The 22,281-nt window shown below is 59.0% G+C and carries 20 protein-coding genes; 10 read left to right on the top strand and 10 right to left on the bottom strand.

Annotated elements, in window-relative coordinates; all coding sequences use genetic code 11:
• Window positions 1–24: 24 nt before the first annotated feature.
• Genes L1C91_RS00690 through tkt form a run of 4 tightly spaced genes read right to left on the bottom strand, consistent with a single transcriptional unit; the run spans window position 25 to window position 5,780 of the window.
• Window positions 25–975: a glucose-6-phosphate dehydrogenase assembly protein OpcA gene (locus tag L1C91_RS00690; protein WP_234857538.1), complete on the bottom strand. Its 951-nt coding sequence runs from the start codon at window positions 973–975 to the stop codon at window positions 25–27.
• Window positions 976–1,002: 27 nt separating this feature from the next.
• Window positions 1,003–2,562 (bottom strand): glucose-6-phosphate dehydrogenase, encoded by a 1,560-nt coding sequence (gene zwf, locus L1C91_RS00685; RefSeq protein WP_234857537.1) that lies wholly within the window; start codon window positions 2,560–2,562, stop codon window positions 1,003–1,005.
• A 39-nt stretch (window positions 2,563–2,601) separates the two neighbouring features.
• Window positions 2,602–3,693 (bottom strand): transaldolase, encoded by a 1,092-nt coding sequence (gene tal, locus L1C91_RS00680; protein WP_234857536.1) that lies wholly within the window; start codon window positions 3,691–3,693, stop codon window positions 2,602–2,604.
• Entirely contained in the window at window positions 3,690–5,780 is a 2,091-nt protein-coding gene (gene tkt, locus L1C91_RS00675) for a transketolase (protein WP_419178692.1), read from the bottom strand. Before tkt ends, tal begins: the two co-directional genes overlap by 4 nt.
• 235 nt (window positions 5,781–6,015) lie before the next feature.
• Between tkt and L1C91_RS00670 the strand changes: the two genes are divergently transcribed.
• Complete coding sequence (locus L1C91_RS00670; RefSeq protein WP_268836229.1) at window positions 6,016–6,933, top strand: heme o synthase; 918 nt, start codon at window positions 6,016–6,018, stop codon at window positions 6,931–6,933.
• Window positions 6,934–6,975: 42 nt separating this feature from the next.
• On the opposite strand, the gene L1C91_RS00665 is transcribed toward L1C91_RS00670, so the two are convergent.
• From L1C91_RS00665 to mptB, 5 genes are all read right to left on the bottom strand, one after another.
• The gene (locus L1C91_RS00665) at window positions 6,976–7,941 is read right to left on the bottom strand and encodes a quinone oxidoreductase family protein (RefSeq protein WP_234857534.1); all 966 of its coding nucleotides are present in this window, start codon (window positions 7,939–7,941) and stop codon (window positions 6,976–6,978) included.
• Window positions 7,942–7,959: 18 nt separating this feature from the next.
• Window positions 7,960–8,928, bottom strand: a complete 969-nt coding sequence (locus L1C91_RS00660) for a COX15/CtaA family protein (RefSeq protein WP_234857533.1) — start codon at window positions 8,926–8,928, stop codon at window positions 7,960–7,962.
• A 66-nt stretch (window positions 8,929–8,994) separates the two neighbouring features.
• The gene (locus tag L1C91_RS00655; protein ID WP_234857532.1) at window positions 8,995–9,774 is read right to left on the bottom strand and encodes an ABC transporter permease; all 780 of its coding nucleotides are present in this window, start codon (window positions 9,772–9,774) and stop codon (window positions 8,995–8,997) included.
• A gap of 3 nt (window positions 9,775–9,777) precedes the next feature.
• A complete protein-coding gene (locus tag L1C91_RS00650) occupies window positions 9,778–10,752 on the bottom strand; it encodes an ABC transporter ATP-binding protein (protein WP_234857840.1) in 975 nt (324 codons plus the stop codon).
• 20 nt (window positions 10,753–10,772) lie between these two features.
• Entirely contained in the window at window positions 10,773–12,446 is a 1,674-nt protein-coding gene (gene mptB, locus L1C91_RS00645; RefSeq protein WP_234857531.1) for a polyprenol phosphomannose-dependent alpha 1,6 mannosyltransferase MptB, read from the bottom strand.
• A 184-nt stretch (window positions 12,447–12,630) separates the two neighbouring features.
• On the opposite strand from mptB, the gene L1C91_RS00640 reads away from it, so the two are divergent.
• The 7 genes from L1C91_RS00640 to L1C91_RS00610 all read left to right on the top strand — a co-directional run bounded on the left by L1C91_RS00640 (window position 12,631) and on the right by L1C91_RS00610 (window position 19,041).
• Window positions 12,631–13,386 carry a helix-turn-helix transcriptional regulator gene (locus tag L1C91_RS00640; protein WP_419178682.1) on the top strand — a complete coding sequence of 252 codons (756 nt, stop codon included), beginning with the start codon at window positions 12,631–12,633 and terminating at the stop codon, window positions 13,384–13,386.
• Window positions 13,387–13,407: 21 nt separating this feature from the next.
• Window positions 13,408–14,847, top strand: a complete 1,440-nt coding sequence (sufB, locus tag L1C91_RS00635; RefSeq protein WP_234857529.1) for a Fe-S cluster assembly protein SufB — start codon at window positions 13,408–13,410, stop codon at window positions 14,845–14,847.
• 5 nt (window positions 14,848–14,852) lie between these two features.
• Window positions 14,853–16,019, top strand: a complete 1,167-nt coding sequence (gene sufD / locus L1C91_RS00630; RefSeq protein ID WP_234857528.1) for a Fe-S cluster assembly protein SufD — start codon at window positions 14,853–14,855, stop codon at window positions 16,017–16,019.
• Window positions 16,020–16,084: 65 nt separating this feature from the next.
• On the top strand, window positions 16,085–16,840 hold the full coding sequence (gene sufC / locus L1C91_RS00625) for a Fe-S cluster assembly ATPase SufC (protein WP_234857527.1): 756 nt from the start codon (window positions 16,085–16,087) through the stop codon (window positions 16,838–16,840).
• A 1-nt stretch (window position 16,841) separates the two neighbouring features.
• Window positions 16,842–18,161, top strand: a complete 1,320-nt coding sequence (locus L1C91_RS00620; protein WP_234857526.1) for a SufS family cysteine desulfurase — start codon at window positions 16,842–16,844, stop codon at window positions 18,159–18,161.
• Entirely contained in the window at window positions 18,151–18,597 is a 447-nt protein-coding gene (gene sufU / locus L1C91_RS00615; protein ID WP_234857525.1) for a Fe-S cluster assembly sulfur transfer protein SufU, read from the top strand. Before L1C91_RS00620 ends, sufU begins: the two co-directional genes overlap by 11 nt.
• A gap of 36 nt (window positions 18,598–18,633) precedes the next feature.
• A complete protein-coding gene (locus L1C91_RS00610; RefSeq protein WP_234857524.1) occupies window positions 18,634–19,041 on the top strand; it encodes a metal-sulfur cluster assembly factor in 408 nt (135 codons plus the stop codon).
• Here L1C91_RS00610 and L1C91_RS00605 read toward each other — a convergent pair.
• Window positions 19,031–20,224: a lycopene cyclase family protein gene (locus L1C91_RS00605; RefSeq protein WP_234857523.1), complete on the bottom strand. Its 1,194-nt coding sequence runs from the start codon at window positions 20,222–20,224 to the stop codon at window positions 19,031–19,033. The two genes, L1C91_RS00610 and L1C91_RS00605, sit on opposite strands and share 11 nt — an antisense overlap.
• A 103-nt stretch (window positions 20,225–20,327) precedes the next feature.
• On the opposite strand from L1C91_RS00605, the gene L1C91_RS00600 reads away from it, so the two are divergent.
• Together L1C91_RS00600 and L1C91_RS00595 are read left to right on the top strand one after the other, a co-directional pair.
• Window positions 20,328–20,588 (top strand): hypothetical protein, encoded by a 261-nt coding sequence (locus L1C91_RS00600; RefSeq protein ID WP_234857522.1) that lies wholly within the window; start codon window positions 20,328–20,330, stop codon window positions 20,586–20,588.
• A 24-nt stretch (window positions 20,589–20,612) separates the two neighbouring features.
• Window positions 20,613–22,244, top strand: coding sequence for an ABC-F family ATP-binding cassette domain-containing protein (locus L1C91_RS00595; protein WP_234857521.1), 1,632 nt, complete (start codon window positions 20,613–20,615; stop codon window positions 22,242–22,244).
• Window positions 22,245–22,281: the final 37 nt, after the last annotated feature.

Here is a 22,281-nt window from a genome sequence, read left to right as displayed (position 1 = left end):
GTTCTGCCGCTTGGTGGCTAGGTACTACTGGGCGCTGAACGTATCAACGTAACGGACGCGACTCAAGCCGCGCAGCGCACGACCATATGCCCGATCGGGGTCGAGGTGGCGTAGCTCCTCAGCAAGACAGTCCGACTGGGAACGTCGGCTCAAAGCCACCAGAGCCGGAGGTCGGCCGGGCATATGCACCGACAGGGTGGTGGCATCTTCGACTTCGATGGTGATAGTTGAGGACGTGCGCATGATCTCCACCTTGGTGATGGCGATACAGGGGTTGCCCTCTTCATCGACCGGAATGGCCGGCTGGCCTGTGGATTCCCGAACAATGTTGACGCCTAGGCGATCAGCGAGCCAACCGGCAGCAAGATCAACACTGGGGGAGTCTGCGGGACCAAACACGCGCCCGTCGACGATCTCCTCGTGCGGGGGCTGATCCATGGTTGCAGCCACCACCCCGCGCCACGGGGTAATCCGCGACCACGACATATCCGAATCGCCCGGAGTGTAGTTGTTTCGGCGACGGTAAATACTATCGACCGGTGGATCAAACAAAGCATCCGTAATCCGGCGCTGAGCTAAAGCGCCGATGGGGTCGACCGAAGGATCGATCGGCGCGGCAGCAGGCCACCAGGCAACCACTGGGGTGTCAGGCAGCAACAGCGAGCGAACAACAGCATCCAGGTGGCGGGCGACGTCACCGCGCAAATGCATCACCACTAGTTCAGAGGCCCCGGCATCACCCCCCAGGTGGATATCAGCGTCGACACCCGCGGTATCCGCGTCTGGGTCGGCAACCAACATGAGCACGCGGGAAGGGTGCTCACGGGAGGCGTCATTGGTTGCTGTAATCAGGCAGTCGATATCGTCATCGGGGCTGCACACAACGATCAGGGTGAGGACGCGTCCTGTGGTCACCTGGGTGCCCAGCTGCTTGGCGATCGCTGAAGAGTCAGTGTCTTCGAGGTGGATTAACATCGCTGTACTCCGTTAGCTAAAAGGTGACTATGGACGGCGCCAGACACGGCCTTCGCGGGCCATCATCCGGGTTGCTGATTCCGGCCCCCACGTACCGGCGGGGTATTGCTCGGGCTTCCCTCGCTGCGCCCAGTACTCGAGGATAGGATCCAGGATCGCCCAGGATAGTTCCACCTCTTCGTTGGTGGGGAACAAGGATGCCTCGTCCAGCATGACGTCCAAAATCAGACGCTCGTAAGCCTCGGGGGACTCTTCGGTGAAGGCCTCGGAGTAGGAGAAATCCATGTTGACGTCGCGAACCTCCATCGTGGAGCCAGGCACCTTCGACCCAAAGCGCATCAGCACGCCCTCGTCGGGTTGTACACGGATGACCACCGCATTGTTGGAGGCTTCCTCCCCAGCCGACTCTTCGCTAAAGGGCGGATGCGGGGACGGTTTAAACACCAGCGCGATCTCGGTGACGCGGCGCCCCAAACGCTTTCCTGTGCGCAGGTAGAAAGGAACGCCGTTCCAACGACGCGACTTAACCTGCAAGGTACACGCCGCATAGGTTTCCGTGGCGGACTCGGGGTCGAATCCTTCTTCCTCTCGGAGCCCCTGGACATACGTCGACCCTTGCCAGCCTGCAGAATATTGGCCCCGGGCAGTGGTCTTCGCTAGGGGATAGACGGGGCTCGTAGCACGGAGGACCTTCACCTTTTCTGCCTGGAGTTGCGCCGGAGTGAAGGCGATGGGTTCCTCCATCGCAATAAGGGCCAACAACTGCAGCAGGTGATTCTGGATGACGTCGCGCGCTGCGCCGATACCGTCGTAATAGCCTGCGCGTCCGCCCAGGCCGATGTCCTCAGCCATGGTGATCTGCACGTGGTCAATGAATTGGTTATTCCACAGGGGATCGAACAACTGGTTGGCGAACCGCAGCACCATGATGTTCTGGACGGTCTCTTTACCCAGATAATGGTCGATTCGGAAGACTGAGTCCTCGGGGAATACCTGGTTAACTATCTTATTGAGTGCCCGCGCGGATTCCTGGTCGTGACCGAACGGCTTTTCAATGATCACGCGGCGCCAATGATCCTCGGTAGCCTGAGCCATCCCCGAGCGATCCAACTGGTGGCATACGTCGGCAAAAAAGTCAGGCGGGACAGACAAGTAGAACGCCCAGTTACCGGCGGTGCCGCGGGTTTCGTCGAGAGACTGCAACGTGCTTGCCAGGTTGTCGAACGCGGCGTCATCGTCGAAGTTTCCCTTGCAGAACACCATGCCTTCCGTGAGTCGCTTCCACACGTTGTCCTGGAACTCAGTACGCGCACCCGCCTTGACGGCATCGAGTACGTAGTCCTGGAACTCTTCGTTGCTCCAATCACGGCGCCCGTAACCCACCAAGCAAAACCCCGGCGGTAGGAGGCCCCGGTGAGCAAGATCGTAAATTGCCGGAAGTAGCTTTTTACGCGCAAGATCGCCTGTTACACCAAAGATGACCATCCCGCACGGGCCAGCGATGCGGGGCAGCCGTTTATCATCAGAGTCTCTCAGCGGGTTGAACCACGGGGCGCTATCTTGAGCACCAGTCAGAGAATTACTCACGGATTTGTCTGTCTCTTTCGATCGACTGTGTTAACTGCGCTAGAGGCGCTGTGCAATGGTGTCGAGCAGTTGCTGCCAACTGTCAACGAATTTCTCCACGCCTTCGCGCTCGAGGACATCGAAGACGTCATCAAGATCGATGCCTACCGCGCGCAATTGTTGCATAACCTCGGCAGAATCATTAGACACCAAGGTCTTACCGTGCAGATCATCGGCCGCAAGCACGGCATCGATGGTTGACTCAGGCATCGTGTTCACAGTGTCCGGGCCGGCAAGTTCAGAAACATACAGTGTTGCTGGGTAGTCGGGGTTTTTCACGCCAGTAGATGCCCACAATGGTCGCTGGACGTTAGCGCCGCGAGGAAGATCACCCATCGCCTTGGCGCGGCTGAACAATTCACTAAAGGCAGCGTAAGCCTGCTGAGCATTAGCAACACCCGCCTTGCCGCGAAGCGCCAAGGCTTCGTCCGTACCAATGGCCTCGAGACGGCAATCAATCTCCACATCCACTCGGGACACGAAGAACGACGCTACCGAGAAAATCTTGGAAACATCTAAACCTGCGTCGTGCGCACGTCGAATACCTTCAATGTAGGCATCAACCACTTCTCGGTAACGCTCCACCGAAAAGATCAGGGTGACGTTCACGCTGATGCCATTGGCGAGCGCCTCCGTGATCGCCGGCAGGGACTGCTTGGTAGCGGGAATCTTGATCATCGCGTTGTCCCGACCAACGGCTTCCCACAGCTGCTTCGCCTGGTTCACAGTCGCCGCAGCGTCCTCAGCATAGCGGGGGTCGACCTCGATGCTCACCCGACCGTCAGCGCCAGCCGTTGCACGGTGAACGGGCGCGAACACATCGCACGCAGCCGCGACGTCATCAATTGCCATTGCAAACACGGCCTCGTCTGCAGCAGAACCACGCTGCTTAAGCTGCGCAATTTGCTCGTCGTAGGCGTCGGACTCTCCACCCATGGCCGCTGCAAAAATAGCAGGATTGGTGGTGACGCCAACAATGTTTTTGCTGTTGATGAGCTCGGCGAGGTTTCCACTGTTGATGCGGTCTCGAGACAAGTCATCCAGCCACGTCGAGGTACCGAGTGCGGACAGTTGCGCAATCTGATTGCTCATCGTGCGGCCTCCATGGATGCGCGAGCGGCATCGACCACAGCCTGTGCGGTGATGCCGAACTTCTCAAACAATTCTTCAGCCGGCGCAGATGCACCGAAGTGCTCCAGTGATACCGGCACACCGGCATCACCCAGCCAGCGGTACCACGGCATGGCGATCCCGGCCTCGGCAGACACGCGGGCGCGAACAGTCGGGGGCAGGACCTCATCGATGTAGGACTGCGGCTGCTCCGCGAACCAGTCCATGCACGGAACGGAGACAACGCGTGCGCGAATGCCGTCCTTTGAGAGCGTGGCTGCTGCTTCAACCGCGAGCTGCACCTCAGAGCCACTGGCCATCAGCACAACCTGCGGATCCTCCACATCCACCAAGACATAGGCACCCTTAGAGACTCCCTCGAAAGCCTTTTCCTTTGTGCCTTCCAGCACGGGAACGTTCTGGCGGGTCAAGGCCAAGCCCTTCGGGCCTTCCTGGTATTCCAGCGCAGCCTTCCACGCAGCCGCTGTCTCATTGGCGTCGGCAGGGCGCAGCAGAGATACGCCGGGGATAGCGCGCAGTGCGGCAAGCTGCTCGATCGGCTGGTGGGTCGGGCCATCCTCACCCAAACCGATGGAGTCGTGGGTCCATACGTAGTAAGCATCGGTACCCATCAGTGCGGCCAAACGCACAGCCGGGCGCATGTACTCGGAGAAGATCAGGAAGGTGCCGCCATACATACGGGTCGGGCCGTGCAGGGCAGCCCCGTTGATGATTGCGCCCATTGCGTGCTCACGGATGCCGTAGTGAACATTGCGTCCGTAGGGCGACGTAGTCCACGTGTCCGTTGTGATCTCCTCGGGGCCGAAGGAATCAGCGCCCTTGATGACGGTGTTGTTGGAACCAGCGAGGTCTGCAGAGCCTCCCCACAGCTCGGGGAGGGCCGCAGCTGCGGCTTGGATGACGGCCTCGGATGCCTTGCGGGTGGCCACGCCCTTGGGGTCTGCATCCCAGGTGGGCAGCGAGTCTGCCCACCCCTGCGGCAGCTCACGTGCGGTCGCACGATCGAGCAGCGCCTTGCGTTCTGGATGCGCTTCAGCCCACTGATCAAAACGGTGTTGCCACTGAGAGTAGCGTTCAGCGCCCCGCTTACGAAGCGCACGGGTGTGCTCGAGCACTTCATCGGACACTGCGAAATCGACTTCGGGATCGAAGCCTAAGAACTGCTTGGCGCTAGCGATCTGCTCTGCTCCGAGCGCTGCGCCGTGAACCGAGCCGGTATTCATCCGCGGGGCAGGGTAGCCGATCACGGTGCGCAAACGAATGAAAGTAGGGCGAGGGTCGGACTGAGCCTTAGCTACAGCGTCGAGAATGCCTTCGACGTTTTCACCACCATCGACTTCCAGGGTCTGCCAACCGTAGGCCTTGTATCGGGCGACAACATCCTCAGTGAAGGCGATGCGGGTGTCTTCTTCGATGGAAATGCGGTTGTCGTCCCAGAAGACAATCAAATTGCCCAGCTGTTGGGTTCCAGCGAGGGAGCACGCCTCTGCGGTGACGCCCTCTTGAACATCACCATCAGAGCAGATCACGTAGATAAAGTGGTCAAACAGGGACTCGCCGGCGGGAGCCTCCGGATCGAAAAGCCCGCGTTCGCGGCGTGCGGCCATTGCCATACCAACGGCAGAAGCCAAGCCCTGGCCCAATGGTCCGGTGGTGATTTCGACGCCATCAGTGTGGCGGTACTCGGGGTGACCGGGGGTCAGTGCACCCCAGGTGCGCAAGGCTTTAAGGTCATCAAGCTCCAGTCCGTAGCCACCGAAGAACAGCTGGATGTACTGGGTCAGGGAAGAGTGGCCGCAGGACAGCACGAAACGGTCGCGCCCCATCCACTCCGGATGAGCCGGATCAACGTTCATCACCTTTTGGTACAAGGTGTATGCCAGCGGTGCAAGGCTCATCGCAGTGCCAGGGTGGCCGGAGCCACATTTTTGAACGGCGTCCGCTGCAAGTAGCCGTGCGGTGTCAACAGCCTTCGAGTCGACTGGAGACCAATCGGAAGGATACGAGGGTTTTAGGAGACCCTGCAGGTCAGCGGGAAGCTGATCGATAATATCCTGGGCATTATGGGTGGTTTTATCGCTCACTATGGGTGGCTCCCTCGATCAAATCGGGTGTAACTTTTACTCGGCCCAGCTTAGCAGCAGCAGCCGTATGCAGCCCCACGAGTACAGTGCGCCGAACCACTGCCATAGCCCCCTCGTTGTGTCTGAGTCGATATAAGCAACACAAACGGCTAGCATGTCCTAGTTAGCACTTGTAACCACGAACCGCACCGACCGTGCGCTGGAGGAAAATCCCTTGGAGACAATCAAGGCCTATTTTGCGCTCACGAAGCCTAGGGTCATTGAGCTGCTCCTGGTCGCCACATTCCCAGCAATGCTGCAGGCCGACCGCGGCGAAAACCACATCGCTCTCATCTTGCTGACCGTGATCGGCGGGTGGATGGGCGCTGCTGCAGCAAACACCTTCAACATGATCGCCGATTCCGACATCGACAAGGTCATGAAGCGCACCGAACGGCGACCGCTGGCAAAGCACACGGTATCCAACCGCAATGCCACCATTTTCGCCTGGTCGTTGACCGTCATTAGTTTCTTCTGGCTCTGGTTGCTGTGTCATTCGCTACTAGCGGCACTGTTCGTCATGGCGACAATCGCTTTCTACATCTTCGTCTACACCAAGTGGCTTAAGCGTTCGACGCCGATGAATGTCGTGTGGGGCGGCGCTGCTGGATGTATGCCTGTGATGGTCGGTTGGGCAGTCATCGTAGACAACCTACCTGCGGGACAGCCCCACAACTGGTGGCAAGCCATCGTGCTGTTCCTCATCATCTTCTTCTGGACGCCGCCGCACACCTGGGCTCTAGCGATGCGCTACCGGGAAGACTATGAGGCCGCAGGGGTTCCAATGATGCCGGTCGTGAAAAAGCCCCTTGAGGTCACCAAGCAGATCATCGCGTACACAGTGGCAACGGTGTTGACCACCTTCGCTTTGCTTCCTGCCGCCGGTTGGCTCTACGCAGTGGTCACGGTCGCAGCCGGCGCATGGTTTACCTGGCTAGCGGTTAGCCTCCACCAAGGCGTCAAAAAAGGCGTCGAGGTCCGCCCCATGCGCCTATTCATCATGTCCAACAACTACCTGTCGGCTGTGTTCCTAGCGCTGTCGATCGACGCCCTGCTAGGCCTACCCACCCTGATCTAAAAGCCAGGTAGCTAGGTCCCCGCCACAAGGTCCGTGGGGCGGTTAGCGTGAGACCCTCAACACAACCGAACCAGTCGTGCGGCGCTGTTCCAGCTCACGGTGAGCCACCGCGGCGTCATCAAGATCAAACTCGGCACCCACCCGCACATCTAAAGTGCCATCGACAATCATTTGCACGACAGCCTGGGCACGATATGCGAACTCGCCTGGCTCGCTGGTCCACGCTCCGATGCTCGGGCGCGTGAGGAAAATAGAACCGTGCGCATTCAGCTCCTGCGGATCCAGAGGCTCCACCGGCCCGGAAGCAGCACCGAACAAACACACCGTGCCACGTGTGCGCACAGCATCGAGGGAGTGCTGGAATGTATCCTTACCCACCCCGTCGTAAACAACATCCACGCCGCGGCCATCAGTCAGTTCACGAACGCGTTCCGCAAGGTCGTCGCCGTAGCGTAGAACGTCATCCGCACCAGCTTCGCGCGCTAGGGCCTCTTTATCGTCGGTGGACACCACTGAAATAACGCGGGCGCCACGTGCCTTCGCCATCTGCGTGGCCAGCAAACCAACGCCGCCCGCGCCAGCAGTCAACAAGCAGGTCTGGCCTTCCTGCAACGCGAACACCCCATCAGTCAGGTAGTGCGCCGTAATGCCCTGGAGCAACATTGACGCCGCGACCTCCGGCTTTACCTGCTCTGGCACGGCCACCAAGCGATCACGGGGGACACACACCTGCTCCGCATAAGAACCAAACGCGTCACACCAGGCGACGAGCGTTCCTTCGGCGATCTCGCCTCGAGGATCATGAAGTACTCGGCCCGTACCCTCGAACCCGGGGGTCAGCGGGAGTTCATGGGGATAGACGCCTTCGCGGAAATACACGTCAATAAAATTCACCCCGGCGACGTCGACGGCCACAAGGACCTCCGAGTCGCTCGGGGTGGGGGCATTAATTTCTGAAGGGACCAGAACCTCTGGTCCACCATGCTTGGAAACAACGATAGCCTTCATGGCTACCCAGACTAGCGCCTAAGCCACGCGCCTGCGGCCGAACGCGAAAACAAAACCGGTGTAGGCAGTCACCACGCCGGACAAACCCACGTGGAAGGGGACAGTCCACCGCGGAACACCCCAACGATATTGGATGATTCCGATAGCCGCCTGCACGACGATGAAGGCAATGAGCACGCAACCGTAGCGCAGGGCACGGCGGGCGGCCTCGGGATTGTCACCCAGCACGGAGCCCTTGATCGCTGCCACCGCGTACAGGGCAACAATCAAGCCGATTGTTAGGCCCAGGTAGAGGTACATGAAGTGGGCGTGAACATGCGCGATCTCGGCGAGATCAATGGTCAAGCGTGAGCTTTCAGTCACGTCTGCGTCGCCTGCATGTTGTCCTGCACCCGTCACCATTGTGCCTGTCCCCAACACCAAAGCCAATGACGCCGCGGAGCCTACAGCCAGCCAACGCAACGGTTCAGGGAAGAAGGCGACACGGTGCCCTTCATCGGGTTCCTGAACACGAACCCATGCGACTGCTGCAGCCCACACCAAGATCATCGATGGCAAGAAGTGCATGGCAACCGACCACCATTGAAGCTTAAGCAACACAGACATTGCGCCCAGCAGGGCTTGGATGACCACGCCAACAAACTGGAACACCGCGTGGTAGCGCAACTCACGGCGGCGACCACCAGCGAATACCGCATACCAAAAAGCGACAGCGCCAGCAGCAACGACAAAGGTCAGTAGACGATTGCCCCACTCAATCGCTTGGTGGAGCCAAGGGGCCGCCCCGGCAACGGGGACCAGAGAACCTGGGTGGCAATTAGGCCAGGACACGCAGCCCAAACCAGATCCCGTCACGCGCACAAGTGAACCGGTGAACACAATCCCGGCCTGGAAGACAAGCAGCACCATCGCTGCTCTCATCTGCCCCTTCTGACTACGTAAAGAAGACAAAAAACGCTGGACAAACTGGGGTTTTTTATCAGTCACGTTAAACAGCATAGACGCAGGCACACCCCTGAAGCACCCAAGGACACCCCAGCTACAAGAAGAAATCTATGTGAACTTAAACAATCGGGTGGCGGCGACCGATCCGACCAGCACCCATGCGCCAATGATCACGCATTCAACCACTGGAATATGCCCCGCGAACGCGGACTCGAGGCCTTCAGCAAGAGCCACGCTAGGAACAAGCTCAAGCCATAGCGGGGGAGTAGCCCCCAAACGGATCGTCGCATAAGAAGCAATACCGACGAATAAGAACCACAGAAGGTTACCGAATGCAAGCACAAACTCAGAGCCAAGGGTGCCGCCCAGAAGCAAACCGAGCGCGCAGAAAGCTGCGACACCCAGAATCAAGACCACCGCGGCCAACGCGACATCAACAGGCGCGGCTCGCCATCCCAACACCACGGCAGTCACACCCAAGATGAGAGTTTGTACCGCAGCGACGGCAAGCACGGCCGTGACCTTGCCGGCAATAATGGTCCACGGGGGAACACCGGAAGCGCCGATGCGTTTAAGCGCACCATAACGACGGTCGAAAGCCACAGCGATGGCCTGCCCCGTGAAACCCGAACTCATGGCAGAAATCGCTAGGGTCAGGGGGAAAACAACATCCAACCCCATTTCCACCACGTCGAAAACGGTGAGGGCTACAAGAGATACAAAGGGGATTACCAGGCTGAGCAGTTGTTGCTCTCCATGGCGTAGAAAAAGTTTCGATTCGATAGCCGCCTGCGCCCGCACCATAGAGGCCGTGGAAGCCCTGCGGGGATCGGGTGCGAAAGAAACATCATCGAAGCGACCGCGACCGTGCGTCGTTGGGGTAGTCATGGTCTAGTTCCTCATCTCTCGCCCGGTGATGGACAAAAATACATCTTCCAGGGACTGTTGATCAGTGCCCAGGTGGCGGATCAAGCAACCCTGCTCGGCCGCTGCATTAGCTACCGAAGCAATTAATTCAGGAGTTATACCTCCGCCGCACTCCAGGCGGTAGGTCGAGGGCCTGACAGCACCTAGGGATACTCCGGGAACGGCCCGTTCGAAGGCCTCAGGGTCTAGGGGGGTTGTTGTTTCCAAAGAGATGATGCTGCCGGCACCCTGGGTCCGCAGCTGTGCTGGAGTACCTTGCGCAACTACTCGGCCTTGGTCGATGATCACCACGTGGTCGGCGAGCGCTTCAGCTTCATCCATGAGGTGGGTCGTCAACACTATGGTGACGCCGTCCTCACGCAGCCTGCTTATCAATTCCCAGACTGCCAGTCGCGATTGCGCATCCATACCGGCGGTAGGTTCATCGAGGAATACGAGCTCCGGTCGACCCACAAGCGCGCAGGCTAGAGACAGTCGCTGCTGCTGGCCTCCAGAAAGCCTTCGGAAAGAGGTTTTGGCGTGCGCGGATAGCCCTACGGCGTCCAGCAGCCATTGTTCATTTAAGGGATTGGCACTATAGGAGGCCACCAGGTGAAGCATCTCGGCAACCCTGATCCCTGGGTAGGCTCCACCGCCTTGGAGCATGATGCCGATGCGGCGGCGAACTTCATTGGCCTGTGTACTTGGATCGAGGCCGAGCACCCGGATCTGACCCGAGGTCGGTTTGCTGAACCCTTCGCACATCTCAATGGTGGTTGTTTTCCCGGCTCCGTTGGGGCCAAGTAGCGCTAACACGGAGGCTCGGGGCACGCTGAGGGACAGTCCATCCACCGCCGTGAAGTCACCAAATCGCTTAACGACGTCGCGTAGCTCTAGGGCCGCAGGGCGTTGTGCCGTTGCTGGTTGAGAGGCCTGTAAGGCTGCGGTGGATATAGGCATGTCAGTCACGACAGACAAGTTTAGGCCAGGATCTTGCGAAACAGCCACCAGGCGCACAGCATAAAGCTGAGGTACACCAGAAGCGCACCGAGATAGATGCTCAATACGGTGCCGGGTTGGAGCGCCAAACCTCTAGGGAGGACGAAGAAGCTCATTAATGCCGAATAGACAATAACGGGGATGCGGAACACTGGCCGGTTGGCCCATGCGGCAAGCGGAACCACTGCCCACAGCACATACCAGGGGTGGACTACAGGGAACAGCACTACGAGGACCAACGTGGACACGCCAAGACCGCCCAGGGGGTGGATTCGTCCGAGGTAGGTCGCAATGAGCAGTCGGAGGGTTAGTGCTGCCCCCACAACCATGCCGACTCCACGGGTGAAAATAGCGATGCTGTCAATGTGGTCCCCAAGACCGAGGTGCATTCCCAAGGTGCCGGCCCCTACCGCTGCGTTGGTGGTCATAGACATCCAGCTGCGGATGGTTGCTGCGCCGCCTTGGCCGCTAATCCACCCGGTGCCAATGCCCGTTACAGCAGTAACCAAGACAACAGAGCCAACCAAGCATAGTGCTTCGAATACTGCTGCGCCCGACAGTGCAATCCATTGCGGCACCTCACGTGCGCGCAGCACTCGAGCAACGGCCATCCCGAGAAAACCTAGACCGATGAAGCCGGTGACCTTGACCATGCCACCGCAGGAGATTAGGGCAGAGCCGCACAGAAGCCAGACAAAGGCGTCACCGCGAAGCCCCATGTTTAGGTGGTCAATGCCGCGCAATCCGCATTCCAAGCCGGCGAGGGCGCAGCCAAGCATGATGGTCTCGTTGTGCACGCCCCCCACGAGATGTAGCAGTGCTAACGGATTGAGAATGGCCAACCAGAGTGTGGCCTGCGCGCTCACACCGCAGCGTTTAGCTAATCGGGTGAGCGCCCACGCGGTGACAACCATTGCGAGAATGGACACCAGGCGATGAACGAACACTGCGGCCACGATGTGATCATGTGTCACCCGAGATATTGCTTCGGCTATGCCCAAGGCAACGGGCCCATAGGGGGAAGGGGAGTGCGCCCAAATGTAAGGCACAGAACGCACCAGTGGGTTGTCGACTACGAGGAGGTCAGCAGGGCCCCCGGAATATGGGTCAAGGCCCTGTGCTGCGATAGACCCTTGGGCCAAATAGGAATAGACATCTTGGCTGAACAACGGGGCGGTCAAAATAATCGGAGCTACCCACGTGATGAAGGTTCTCTTAACTAGAGACTTCGAAGCACGCGGGCGAATTTTGTCTGCGGTTGTCAGCGCGACGCCTACGAAAGGAATAGCCAGCAGCCAGGCGGTCACCAATAATCCAACGCCGACCATTGTTACCATGGACGAGGTTTGAAGCAGCCGCCCCATGATGCTTCCTCCGGGAAAGCTCCAGTACCTGTTATCGACCACAGGTAGCGCCCCGGCACCCAGCCCGCCGAGACCGATCAGCAAGGCCCCGAGCGTTCCCAGCCAACGCAAAATGTTGAAGCGAACGGTTTCGGCAATGGTGAGGTCTCGATAGCCCCGGGTTGGAGCTGTGGTGGGGGCGGCAGGCCGGTTTTCCACGTGCAGCGTGGAGGTCTTCGAACCCAAGGCTCCCAGCGAGGGGAGGTCGCGTTGAAGATAGCGCCAGGCGCGCTGCAGGGGGGAAATGCTCACCCGCACTAGTGTATAGAATTTCCCTCTCAACTGGGCAATTGGCGCAACACACGGAATTAAGGAACACTGGTGTTGTCTAATTTTCCGATACCGTCCCTCGACGGGCTTTTCACACCTTGAGCATTGAGGACTTTTGAAGCAGGCGAACGCGCGCGCGACGAACGCGAACATGCAGGGCGACAACATGGGTAACCATGTATCCTCGCCCACTTCGGCGCACACGAATACCCGCAGTCAAATCCTCCTCCTACTGCTACACGGTGGCCCTTTGAGTGCGGCCGACATCGGAAATGAACTCGGCCTTTCGGCCGCAGGTGTCCGTCGCCACCTGGACAACCTTGTTGACGAAGGCTCTGCAGAATTCTTCCACCCACGCGCCCCACATGGTGGGGCTGGCCGTAGCCGGGGTAGGGGTCGGCCTGCAAAGCTTTTTAAACTGACTGATGCTGGGCGAGCCCACTTTGGTCACAATTACGACTCGCTGGCGGCAGCTGCGTTGCGCTCGTTGCGTGAAGCCGGTGGGTCCGACGCAATCTATGCCTTCGCTCGCAGCCGGGTGGAGGATATAGTGGGCGAACTAACCCACGACACCGACCCACATAGGGAGTCGACTTTGGCCACAGCCCGGGCCCTCGTCGACAAGTTCGCTGAGCACGGCTATGCAGCTTCGCTCGGTGACACCAACAACGGTGTGCAGTTGTGCCAACACCATTGCCCAATTTCAGCAGTGGCAGCGGAGTTCCCAGAGCTCTGCGAGGCCGAACACGACGTGATTGCTGAACTTCTCGGCACACATATTCAGCCTCTAGCTTCCATTGCGGAAGGCCATGGCATTTGTACAACGCACATCCCTTTGAACGTCGTTCAACCACGAACCCGACAGCACTGCTGTTCGGACGCGGACGGCGACGGCGTCACACATTCGGATTTAAACACTTAACACACTTGAAAGGAGCGGACGATGACTCAGAGTCAAACAACTGTGGACGCGCCAAAAACTGACGAGGAAATTATCCAGTCAATTGGTGCGTATAACTACGGCTGGCATGACCCAGACGTCGCTGGTGCCTCCGCACAACGAGGCCTCAACGCTGATGTCGTAGCTGACATTTCCGCCAAGAAGAACGAACCACAGTGGATGCTTGACACTCGCTTGAAGGCTCTGAGCATCTTCGACAAGAAGCCCCTTCCTACGTGGGGTGCTGACTTGTCGGACATCGATTTTGACAACATCAAATACTTCGTCCGCTCAACTGAGAAGCAGGCCACCAGCTGGGAAGAGCTTCCCGAGGACATTAAAAACACCTACGACAAGCTAGGCATTCCGGAAGCCGAGAAACAGCGCCTCGTCGCGGGTGTCGCAGCCCAATACGAGTCCGAGGTCGTCTACCACCAAATCCGCGAGGATTTGGAGGAAAAGGGCGTGATTTTCGTCGACACCGACACCGCGCTACGCGAGCACGAAGCGCTGTTCAAGGAGTACTTCGGTACGGTTATTCCTGCAGGTGACAACAAGTTCTCCGCGCTGAATACCGCAGTGTGGTCTGGTGGCTCCTTCATCTATGTCCCCAAGGGTGTCCATGTGGACATTCCGCTGCAGGCGTACTTCCGCATTAACACCGAGAACATGGGTCAGTTTGAGCGCACCCTGATCATCGTCGATGAGGACGCTTACGTTCACTACGTCGAGGGCTGCACCGCGCCGATTTATAAGTCTGATTCTTTGCACTCCGCCGTGGTGGAGATCATTGTGAAGAAGGGCGGTCGCTGCCGCTACACGACCATCCAGAACTGGTCGAATAACGTCTACAACTTGGTGACTAAGCGTACCAAGTGCGAAGAGGGCGCCACCATGGAGTGGGTCGATGGAAACATTGGTTCCAAGGTGACGATGAAGTACCCGGCTGTGTGGATGACTGGTCCGTATGCCAAGGGCGAGGTGCTGTCTGTTGCGATGGCCGGCGAAGGCCAATTCCAGGACACCGGCGCCAAGATGGTGCACATGGCACCGCACACTTCCTCGAATATTGTGTCGAAGTCGGTTGCGCGTGGTGGCGGTCGCGCCGCTTACCGCGGGTTGGTTCAGATCAACAAGGATGCCCACCACTCGACCTCGAACGTTGAGTGCGACGCCTTGCTGGTTGACAACATCTCACGTTCGGATACCTACCCATACAACGACATCCGCAACGATCACGTGTCTCTTGGCCACGAGGCTACTGTCTCTCAGGTGTCTGAAGATCAGCTGTTCTACCTAATGAGCCGTGGTATCCCCGAGGACGAAGCTATGGCGATGATCGTTCGTGGTTTCGTGGAGCCTATCGCTAAGGAGCTCCCAATGGAGTACGCGCTGGAACTCAACCGCCTGATTGAACTGCAGATGGAAGGATCGGTGGGCTAACAACCATGCAGGAAACTGAAATCACCATGCCGGTGAAAAACGCCACGTACCACAACAACAAGGGTGACCTCTTCACCTCTTTCAACGTCGAGGACTTTGACGTGCCCAAGGGACGCGATGAGGTGTGGCGCTTTGTGCCCCTGCGTTCTCTGCGCGGTCTTCATGATGGCACTTTCGCCGAAGCTGTCAGTCCTGACGTCGCGGTGGATGTTCCTGAAGGCGCCGACCTCACTGTCGAGCGCGTCTCGGTCGATGACGATCGGATTGGTCGTGCCGGCGGCGCGGTTGACCGCGTTGGTGCACAGGCGTGGACTGCTGCCGAGAAGGCAACGCTGGTGACTGTGAAGAAGAACGCGGTTGTCAACGAGCCCATCACCATTACTGTCACGGGGCGCGGGGACGGTGTGACGTCCTTTGGTGCACTAACCATTGACGTGGAGGAGGGCGCCGAGGCGTTCGTCAACCTTCATTTTGTTGGTTCCGGTACCCATGCTGACAACCACGAATACCTGGTGGGCGACAATGCTCGTCTGACCGTTGTTGTGCACGAGGATTGGAATGATGACGCCGTGCACCTCGCCGGCGAGAAGGCTGTCCTTGGCCGCGATTCTTACTTCCGCCACAATGTCGCCTGCTTCGGTGGCGAACTGGTGCGACTCGTTCCCTCTGTGCGCTTCACCGCGCCCGGTGGCGACGCGGAAATGCTCGGCGTGTACTTCGCCGATGCAGGGCAGTTCTTTGAACAGCGCCTGCTGGTGGACCACGCTGTCGCCAACTGCCGTTCCAACGTGATGTACAAGGGCGCACTGCAAGGCGAGGGCGCCCGCACCTCTTGGGTGGGCGATGTGCTTATCCGCTCCAATGCGCAGGGCACGGACACCTACGAGGTCAACCGCAACCTTGTCCTCACCGAGGGCGCCCGTGCAGACGCTGTGCCCAACTTGGAGATCGAAACCGGCGAAATCGCTGGTGCTGGCCATGCTGCGACCGTTGGACGTTTTGATGACGAGCAGCTGTTCTACCTGCTGTCGCGCGGTATCACTAGCGAGCAAGCCCGCAGACTTATCGTTCGTGGCTTCTTCTCTGAGGTCATTGGCCGCATCCCGGTGCCGGCCGTACGCGATGCACTCGAAAGCCGAATCGCTGAAGAACTCGAACAAACGGAGCTGTAAACGCATTCGCGCTCAACGCAGCGCTAACGGATACATTCATTCACTGGGATCATAAGGAAACACACATGAGCACTCTCGAAATCAAAAACCTTCACGCAAAGGTCGTCACCAACGATGACGAAGCAGGCAAGGAAATTCTCAAAGGCGTCAACCTCACCATCAACTCTGGTGAAACCCACGCCATCATGGGCCCCAACGGCTCCGGCAAATCCACCCTTTCCTACACCATCGCAGGTCACCCCAAGTACGAAGTGACCGAGGGCGAAGTCCTACTCGACGGCGAGAACCTTCTCAACATGGATGTCGATGAGCGCGCCCGCGCTGGCCTCTTCCTGGCTATGCAGTACCCCGTCGAGGTACCCGGCGTGTCCATGGCTAACTTCCTGCGCACAGCAGCATCCGGAATCCGTGGCGAAGCTCCCAAGCTCCGCGAATGGGTTAAGGAAGTCCGCGAAGCAATGGAAGAGCTTTCCATCGACAAGTCGTTCTCTGAGCGAAGCGTTAACGAGGGCTTCTCGGGTGGCGAGAAGAAGCGCCACGAGGTTTTGCAGCTTGGCCTCCTGAAGCCTAAGTTCGCCGTGTTGGACGAGACCGACTCCGGCCTAGACGTCGATGCACTCCGCGTCGTATCCGAGGGCATCAACCGTTACAAGGAGCGCGAAAACGGTGGCGTTTTGATGATCACCCACTACAAGCGCATCCTCAACTACGTGCACCCCGACTTTGTTCACGTGTTCGCCGACGGCAAGATCGTCACCTCTGGTGGCCCCGAACTTGCTGACGAGCTCGAAGCACACGGTTACGATCGCTTCATCAAGTAACATGAGCACCCCAGCGTTCACTCTCCCGGATGGCAGCCTGAACACCGCCGCCATCCGGGAGGAGTTCCCGATCCTCAGCACACGCGTGCGCGGCGGCCAGACGCTCGCTTACCTTGATTCGGGCGCGACGTCACAACGCCCACGGTCAGTGTGGAAGGCCGAAGAGGAATTCGTGCTGGGAACCAACGCTCCGGTTCACCGCGGCGCCTACCAGCTAGCAGAATTAGCGACCGATGCGTACGAACAAGCACGTGCGGACATCGCCGCATTTGTCGGCGCCAGCAGCCAGGACATTTCCTTCTGCAGCAACGCCACTGCAGCACTGAACACGATCGCCTATTTCTTTAGCGACTCCCGTTCGGGTGACAAGAAAGCGAGCCGCACGCAGGACGCCACTGCCGCCAACCCCCTTGCGGTCGGGCCGGGCGACACCATAGTGGTGACCGAACTTGAGCACCACGCCAACCTAGTACCCTGGCAGGAACTAGCACGGCGTACGGGGGCGACTTTACGCTGGTTGAGCGCCACCGTGGACGGGCGCATCGACCTTGACTCCCTGGCCTTCGACGCCAGCGTCAAGGTGGTTGCCTTCACCCACCAATCCAACGTCACCGGCGCTATCACTGACGTCGCCGCGATGATGGACAAGGTTCAGCGCGAAGCACCCCAGACACTTACCGTGCTTGACGCCTGCCAATCCGTGCCGCACATGCCCGTTAACTTCGCGGAACTCGGCGTAGATTTCGGAGCTTTCTCCGGGCACAAGATGTGTGGTCCCACCGGCATCGGCGTCTGCTACATCGCGCCCAAGCTGCGTGACAAGCTCCCTCCGGTTACCTTCGGGGGAAGCATGATCGAAATCGTCCGTATGGAGCATTCCACCTATCAACCGGCTCCGGAGCGTTTCGAAGCCGGCACCCAGATGAACAGCCAGGTGGTCGCTCTTGGCGCTGCGGTGAGGTTTTTGAGCTCCATCGGTATGGATGCCATCAGCGCTCACGAGCACCAGCTGGTGAGCTACGCCATTGAGCAGCTCACAGCTATCGACGGTGTGCGTATCGTTGGGCCTACGGACATGACGTTGCGGGGTAGCGCTGTCAGCTTCCTGCTGGAAGGTGTGCACCCCCACGACATGGGCCAGATTCTGGACTCCGAAGGGGTCGCCATCCGCGTCGGCCATCATTGTGCTTGGCCTGCGCACCGTACTCTGGGAGCACAAGCAACCGCCAGGGCATCGTTTTACCTCTACAACACGCGTGAAGAAGTCGATAGGCTTGCCGCCGCGGTTAGGAAAGCAAAGGAGTTTTTCGGTGAACATTGAGCAGATGTACCAAGAGGTCATCCTTGATCACTATCGGCATCCACAACATGCAGGCCTCCGGGATAACTTCAATGCCGAGGTGCACCACGTCAACACCTCCTGTGGCGACGAGCTAACACTCCGCGTGCACCTGTCGGAAGACGGCACAACCGTTGAAGACATTTCTTATGACGCCGAGGGCTGCTCGATCTCGCAGGCATCGACCTCTGTCATGGCTGAGGAGATCGTCGGCCGTCCTGTGGAGGAGGCCATGGCCAAGCTCGCGGAGTTCGAAAAGATGATTACCTCCCGCGGCAAGGAACAGGGCGATGAGGATCTGATCGGCGACGGCGTGGCCTTTTCTGGCGTTGCGCAATACCCAGCGCGCGTCAAATGTGCACTGCTGGGCTGGAAGGCCTTCCAGGCGGCCACGGCAGAAGCACTCGACGAACAATAGCCCCCCTTCCTAAGACCTACTTTTCACAGGAGTACCATGACCTCGGAAGAACCCACAAACACCACCGAAGATTCAGATGTCCAGCCCAAGGAGCTGCGGGAACGCCCCGACACCCAGACTCCTGAGGATCTTGCGCGCGCAAGTGACGTGGAAGAGTACATGCGCGACGTCATTGATCCAGAGCTGGGGATCAATGTTGTTGATCTGGGTTTGGTCTACGACATTTGGATTGAAAATGGCACGGAGGCCGTCGTCAACATGACGCTTACCTCGCCGGCGTGCCCATTAACTGATGTCCTGGAGGATCAGGCAGAGGCTGCTGTTGTGGGCAATGGTGTAGCCACCAAGCTCACGCTGCAGTGGGTGTGGATGCCACCGTGGACGCCCGCGATGATCACTGAGGAGGGTCGCGAGCAGCTGCGCGCCTTGGGCTTTAGCGTGTAGTTGTCCACCATGCCTTTATGCGGGTTGCGACCAGCTTGAGTAGTACCAGCGGTAGCAGGCCCGCAAAGCGCCACGGGGAGACCCATGGTGTGATGAAGTCTTGGAATTGTCCGCCAGGCAACATCAGTGACGCCTGGACGAGTTCCAATTGGTGTCCACGTGCACCGAGGAATTCCATGGCCCATGTGCAACCGCGCCGTAGTGCTCTGGTTGCGCGTGCGTGCGCAGCCAGCCACGGTACCGGTGCTGCTGGTTTGTGTCCTTGGGTGATGACGTCGCGGTGGTCCATCAACCATCGAACGTAGGCGTCTGCGTAGTGTGCGCTGGTTGCAAGGCTGTAGCCGGACATGGGGTCAATGAATCCCGCCCGCGCTCCAAAGGCCAGCACTCCGTTGGGCGTGCGGTCAGTCAGAGGGGTGTGCAGGGGGATGAATACTTTTTCGACCGGCCCGTCGGGTGTGGGGTGGGGGATGTCGAGTACATCGATGATTCGTGCGTGAAGTCGTTGCTCTAGTTGCTTCCAAGTGGTGGGTGCACCCAAGAGCAGCGTTTCTTCGATCAGTAGGCCCTGGGGCGTGAGCACGACATATCCGAAGGTCTCGGTGCTGTGTGGGGGTTCGTCGTGCGGGGTGTGTGCCCAGGGCGTGTGGAAGTCCATCCAGCGTGCGTTGTCCTCGTGTTTGGGAAGATTTGTGAACACTAGGCCGTAGGCTTGCTGGACGACTGTCGCTTCATCGCCACTAGGCTGTTCGGGGGTTGCGCCAGTGCAGTCGACAATGGGCGCTGTGATGTTGTGTCCTGCCACGCGCACGCTGGTGGGGGAGAGGATTGTCGCCTGGACCGCAATGGTGTCGAAGGTGATCAAGCGTGACCGTGTGCGTTGGTTGTTGAGGATCAGGTAGCGGCCGGGCAGCTTGCGTGATGTGCCGTTGGCGTGCACGCGGGCGGGTGTTGAGGATGCGCCGTCGGTGGGCAGCCATGGTGGTACCTGGTAGTCCCATATGCCGTAGGTGTTGTTCCATTGTGGTGTGGGGTCGATTCCGAGGACACGGAGGCCGGCGTGGGTTGCGCGTGATCCCAGCATGCAACCCGCCGGCCCGAGCCCGATGATCACCAGGTCATAGGGCTTTGTCAGGTCGGGGACCGGCTGTTGTTGCGGTATGGCCTGTGGTGCACTGTCCATGGTGTGACTATAACCGGGGGTAGTGCGCTGCCGCAGCCGGGTTCTTTTAGCACGTGTGCGGCTACTTATAACGTGGGGATTCTCATTTAGTGTTCAAAAACCGGTGGTTAAACCCGCCAACCCCATCCCCTCGACGCCACCGGTCACGCCGCTGAAGCCTGCAGGCACAACTGCAACACCAGCCAACGCGACGTCATCAAGCACACCAAATGATGATGCCGCCGCCACAACAGCTGCGGCCGCCGAACTCAGCGCAACCACTGAGCCCCAAGGAAGCTGGCTACGTGGCCTGCTCATCGGCATCGGAGGAATGTGCCTACTGATCGCCGCAGTGGTATTTGGTGCCTCAATCCGCAAACCCTAAAAGCAGGCGGTAGAGTAGCACCCTGTGATTGTCACCAACGACCTCGAAGTACGCGTCGGCGCCCGAACATTGCTCAACGCCCCTGGACAACTGTTACGGGTGCAGCCCGGCGACCGCATCGGGCTCGTTGGGCGCAACGGTGCTGGTAAAACAACCACTATGCGTATCTTGGCGGGGGTGGGCGAGCCCTACGGGGGCACTGTCATCCGCTCCGGTGACATCGGCTACCTGCCGCAGGACCCCAGGGAAGGCAACATCGAAGTCACCGCCCGCGACCGAGTGCTGTCGGCCCGCGGCCTGGACCAAATCATGACGTCGATGGATCGCCAACAAGACATCATGGAAACCACCAGCGATGACAAGAAACGCGACGCCGCAATCCGCAAATACTCCAGGTTGGAAGAGCAATACCATGCGCTCGGCGGCTACGAAGCCTCCAGCGAAGCAGCCCGCATCTGCGACGCTCTGGGGCTCGAAGCGCGGATTCTGGATCAGCAGCTTAAAACCCTGTCGGGTGGACAACGACGCCGCGTTGAACTGGCGCGGATCCTTTTCGCGGCGTCACAAGGTTCAGGAAAATCCACAACGACCTTGCTGCTGGATGAGCCAACCAACCACCTTGACGCAGACTCAATCTCCTGGCTGAGGGAATTCCTCAAAAAACACGAAGGTGGGTTGATCATGATCTCCCACGACGTGGAACTGCTCGAGGCAGTGTGCAACAAAGTGTGGTTCCTCGACGCCGTGAGAGGCGAGGCAGACATCTACAACATGGGCTGGAAAAAATACCTCGACGCGCGTGCGACCGATGAAGCACGCCGACGCCGCGAACGCGCCAACGCCGAAAAGAAAGCCGCAGCGCTACGCCAACAAGCCGCCAAGCTTGGGGCAAAAGCCACCAAGGCTGCAGCAGCCAAGCAAATGCTGGCCCGGGCGGAAAAAATGGTGGAGCGCACCGACGATATCCGCCAGGCTGATAAGGTGGCCCATATTTCCTTCCCCGAACCCGCACCCTGTGGAAAAACGCCACTCAATGCGACCGGGTTAACGAAAATGTATGGCTCGCTCGAAGTGTTTGCGGGCGTAGACCTCGCCATTGATAAAGGTTCGCGAGTCGTGGTCCTTGGGTTCAACGGCGCGGGTAAAACAACTCTGCTCAAGCTGCTGGCCGGCGTGGAACGAACAGACGGCGAGGGTGGAATCGTCAGCGGGCATGGCCTGAAGATTGGCTATTTTGCTCAGGAACACGACACGATCGATGGCGATCTGTCGGTGTGGGAGAACACGATCCGGGCCTGCCCGGATGCAGGGGAGCAGGACTTGCGTAGCCTCCTTGGCGCATTCATGTTTTCAGGCGAGCAACTTGAACAACCCGCCGGCACCCTATCCGGTGGTGAAAAAACCCGTCTCGCGTTGGCCGCCTTGGTTTCCTCACGCGCGAATGTACTGTTGCTCGACGAGCCCACCAACAACCTGGATCCCATCTCGCGTGAACAGGTCCTTGATGCCTTACGCTCGTACACGGGCGCCGTCGTGTTGGTCACCCACGATCCGGGTGCTGTCCGCGCGCTCGACCCCGAACGCGTGATCGTGCTTCCCGATGGGGTGGAAGACTTGTGGAACGACGACTACATGGAGATCGTTGAGTTGGCCTAAGGCACGGCCTATCGCCAATCTGGCGACCCGATAAGAA

Source organism: Corynebacterium argentoratense (assembly GCF_021491455.1).
Lineage (GTDB): Bacteria > Actinomycetota > Actinomycetes > Mycobacteriales > Mycobacteriaceae > Corynebacterium > Corynebacterium argentoratense_A.
This window is presented reverse-complemented; position numbering and strand designations above follow the sequence as displayed.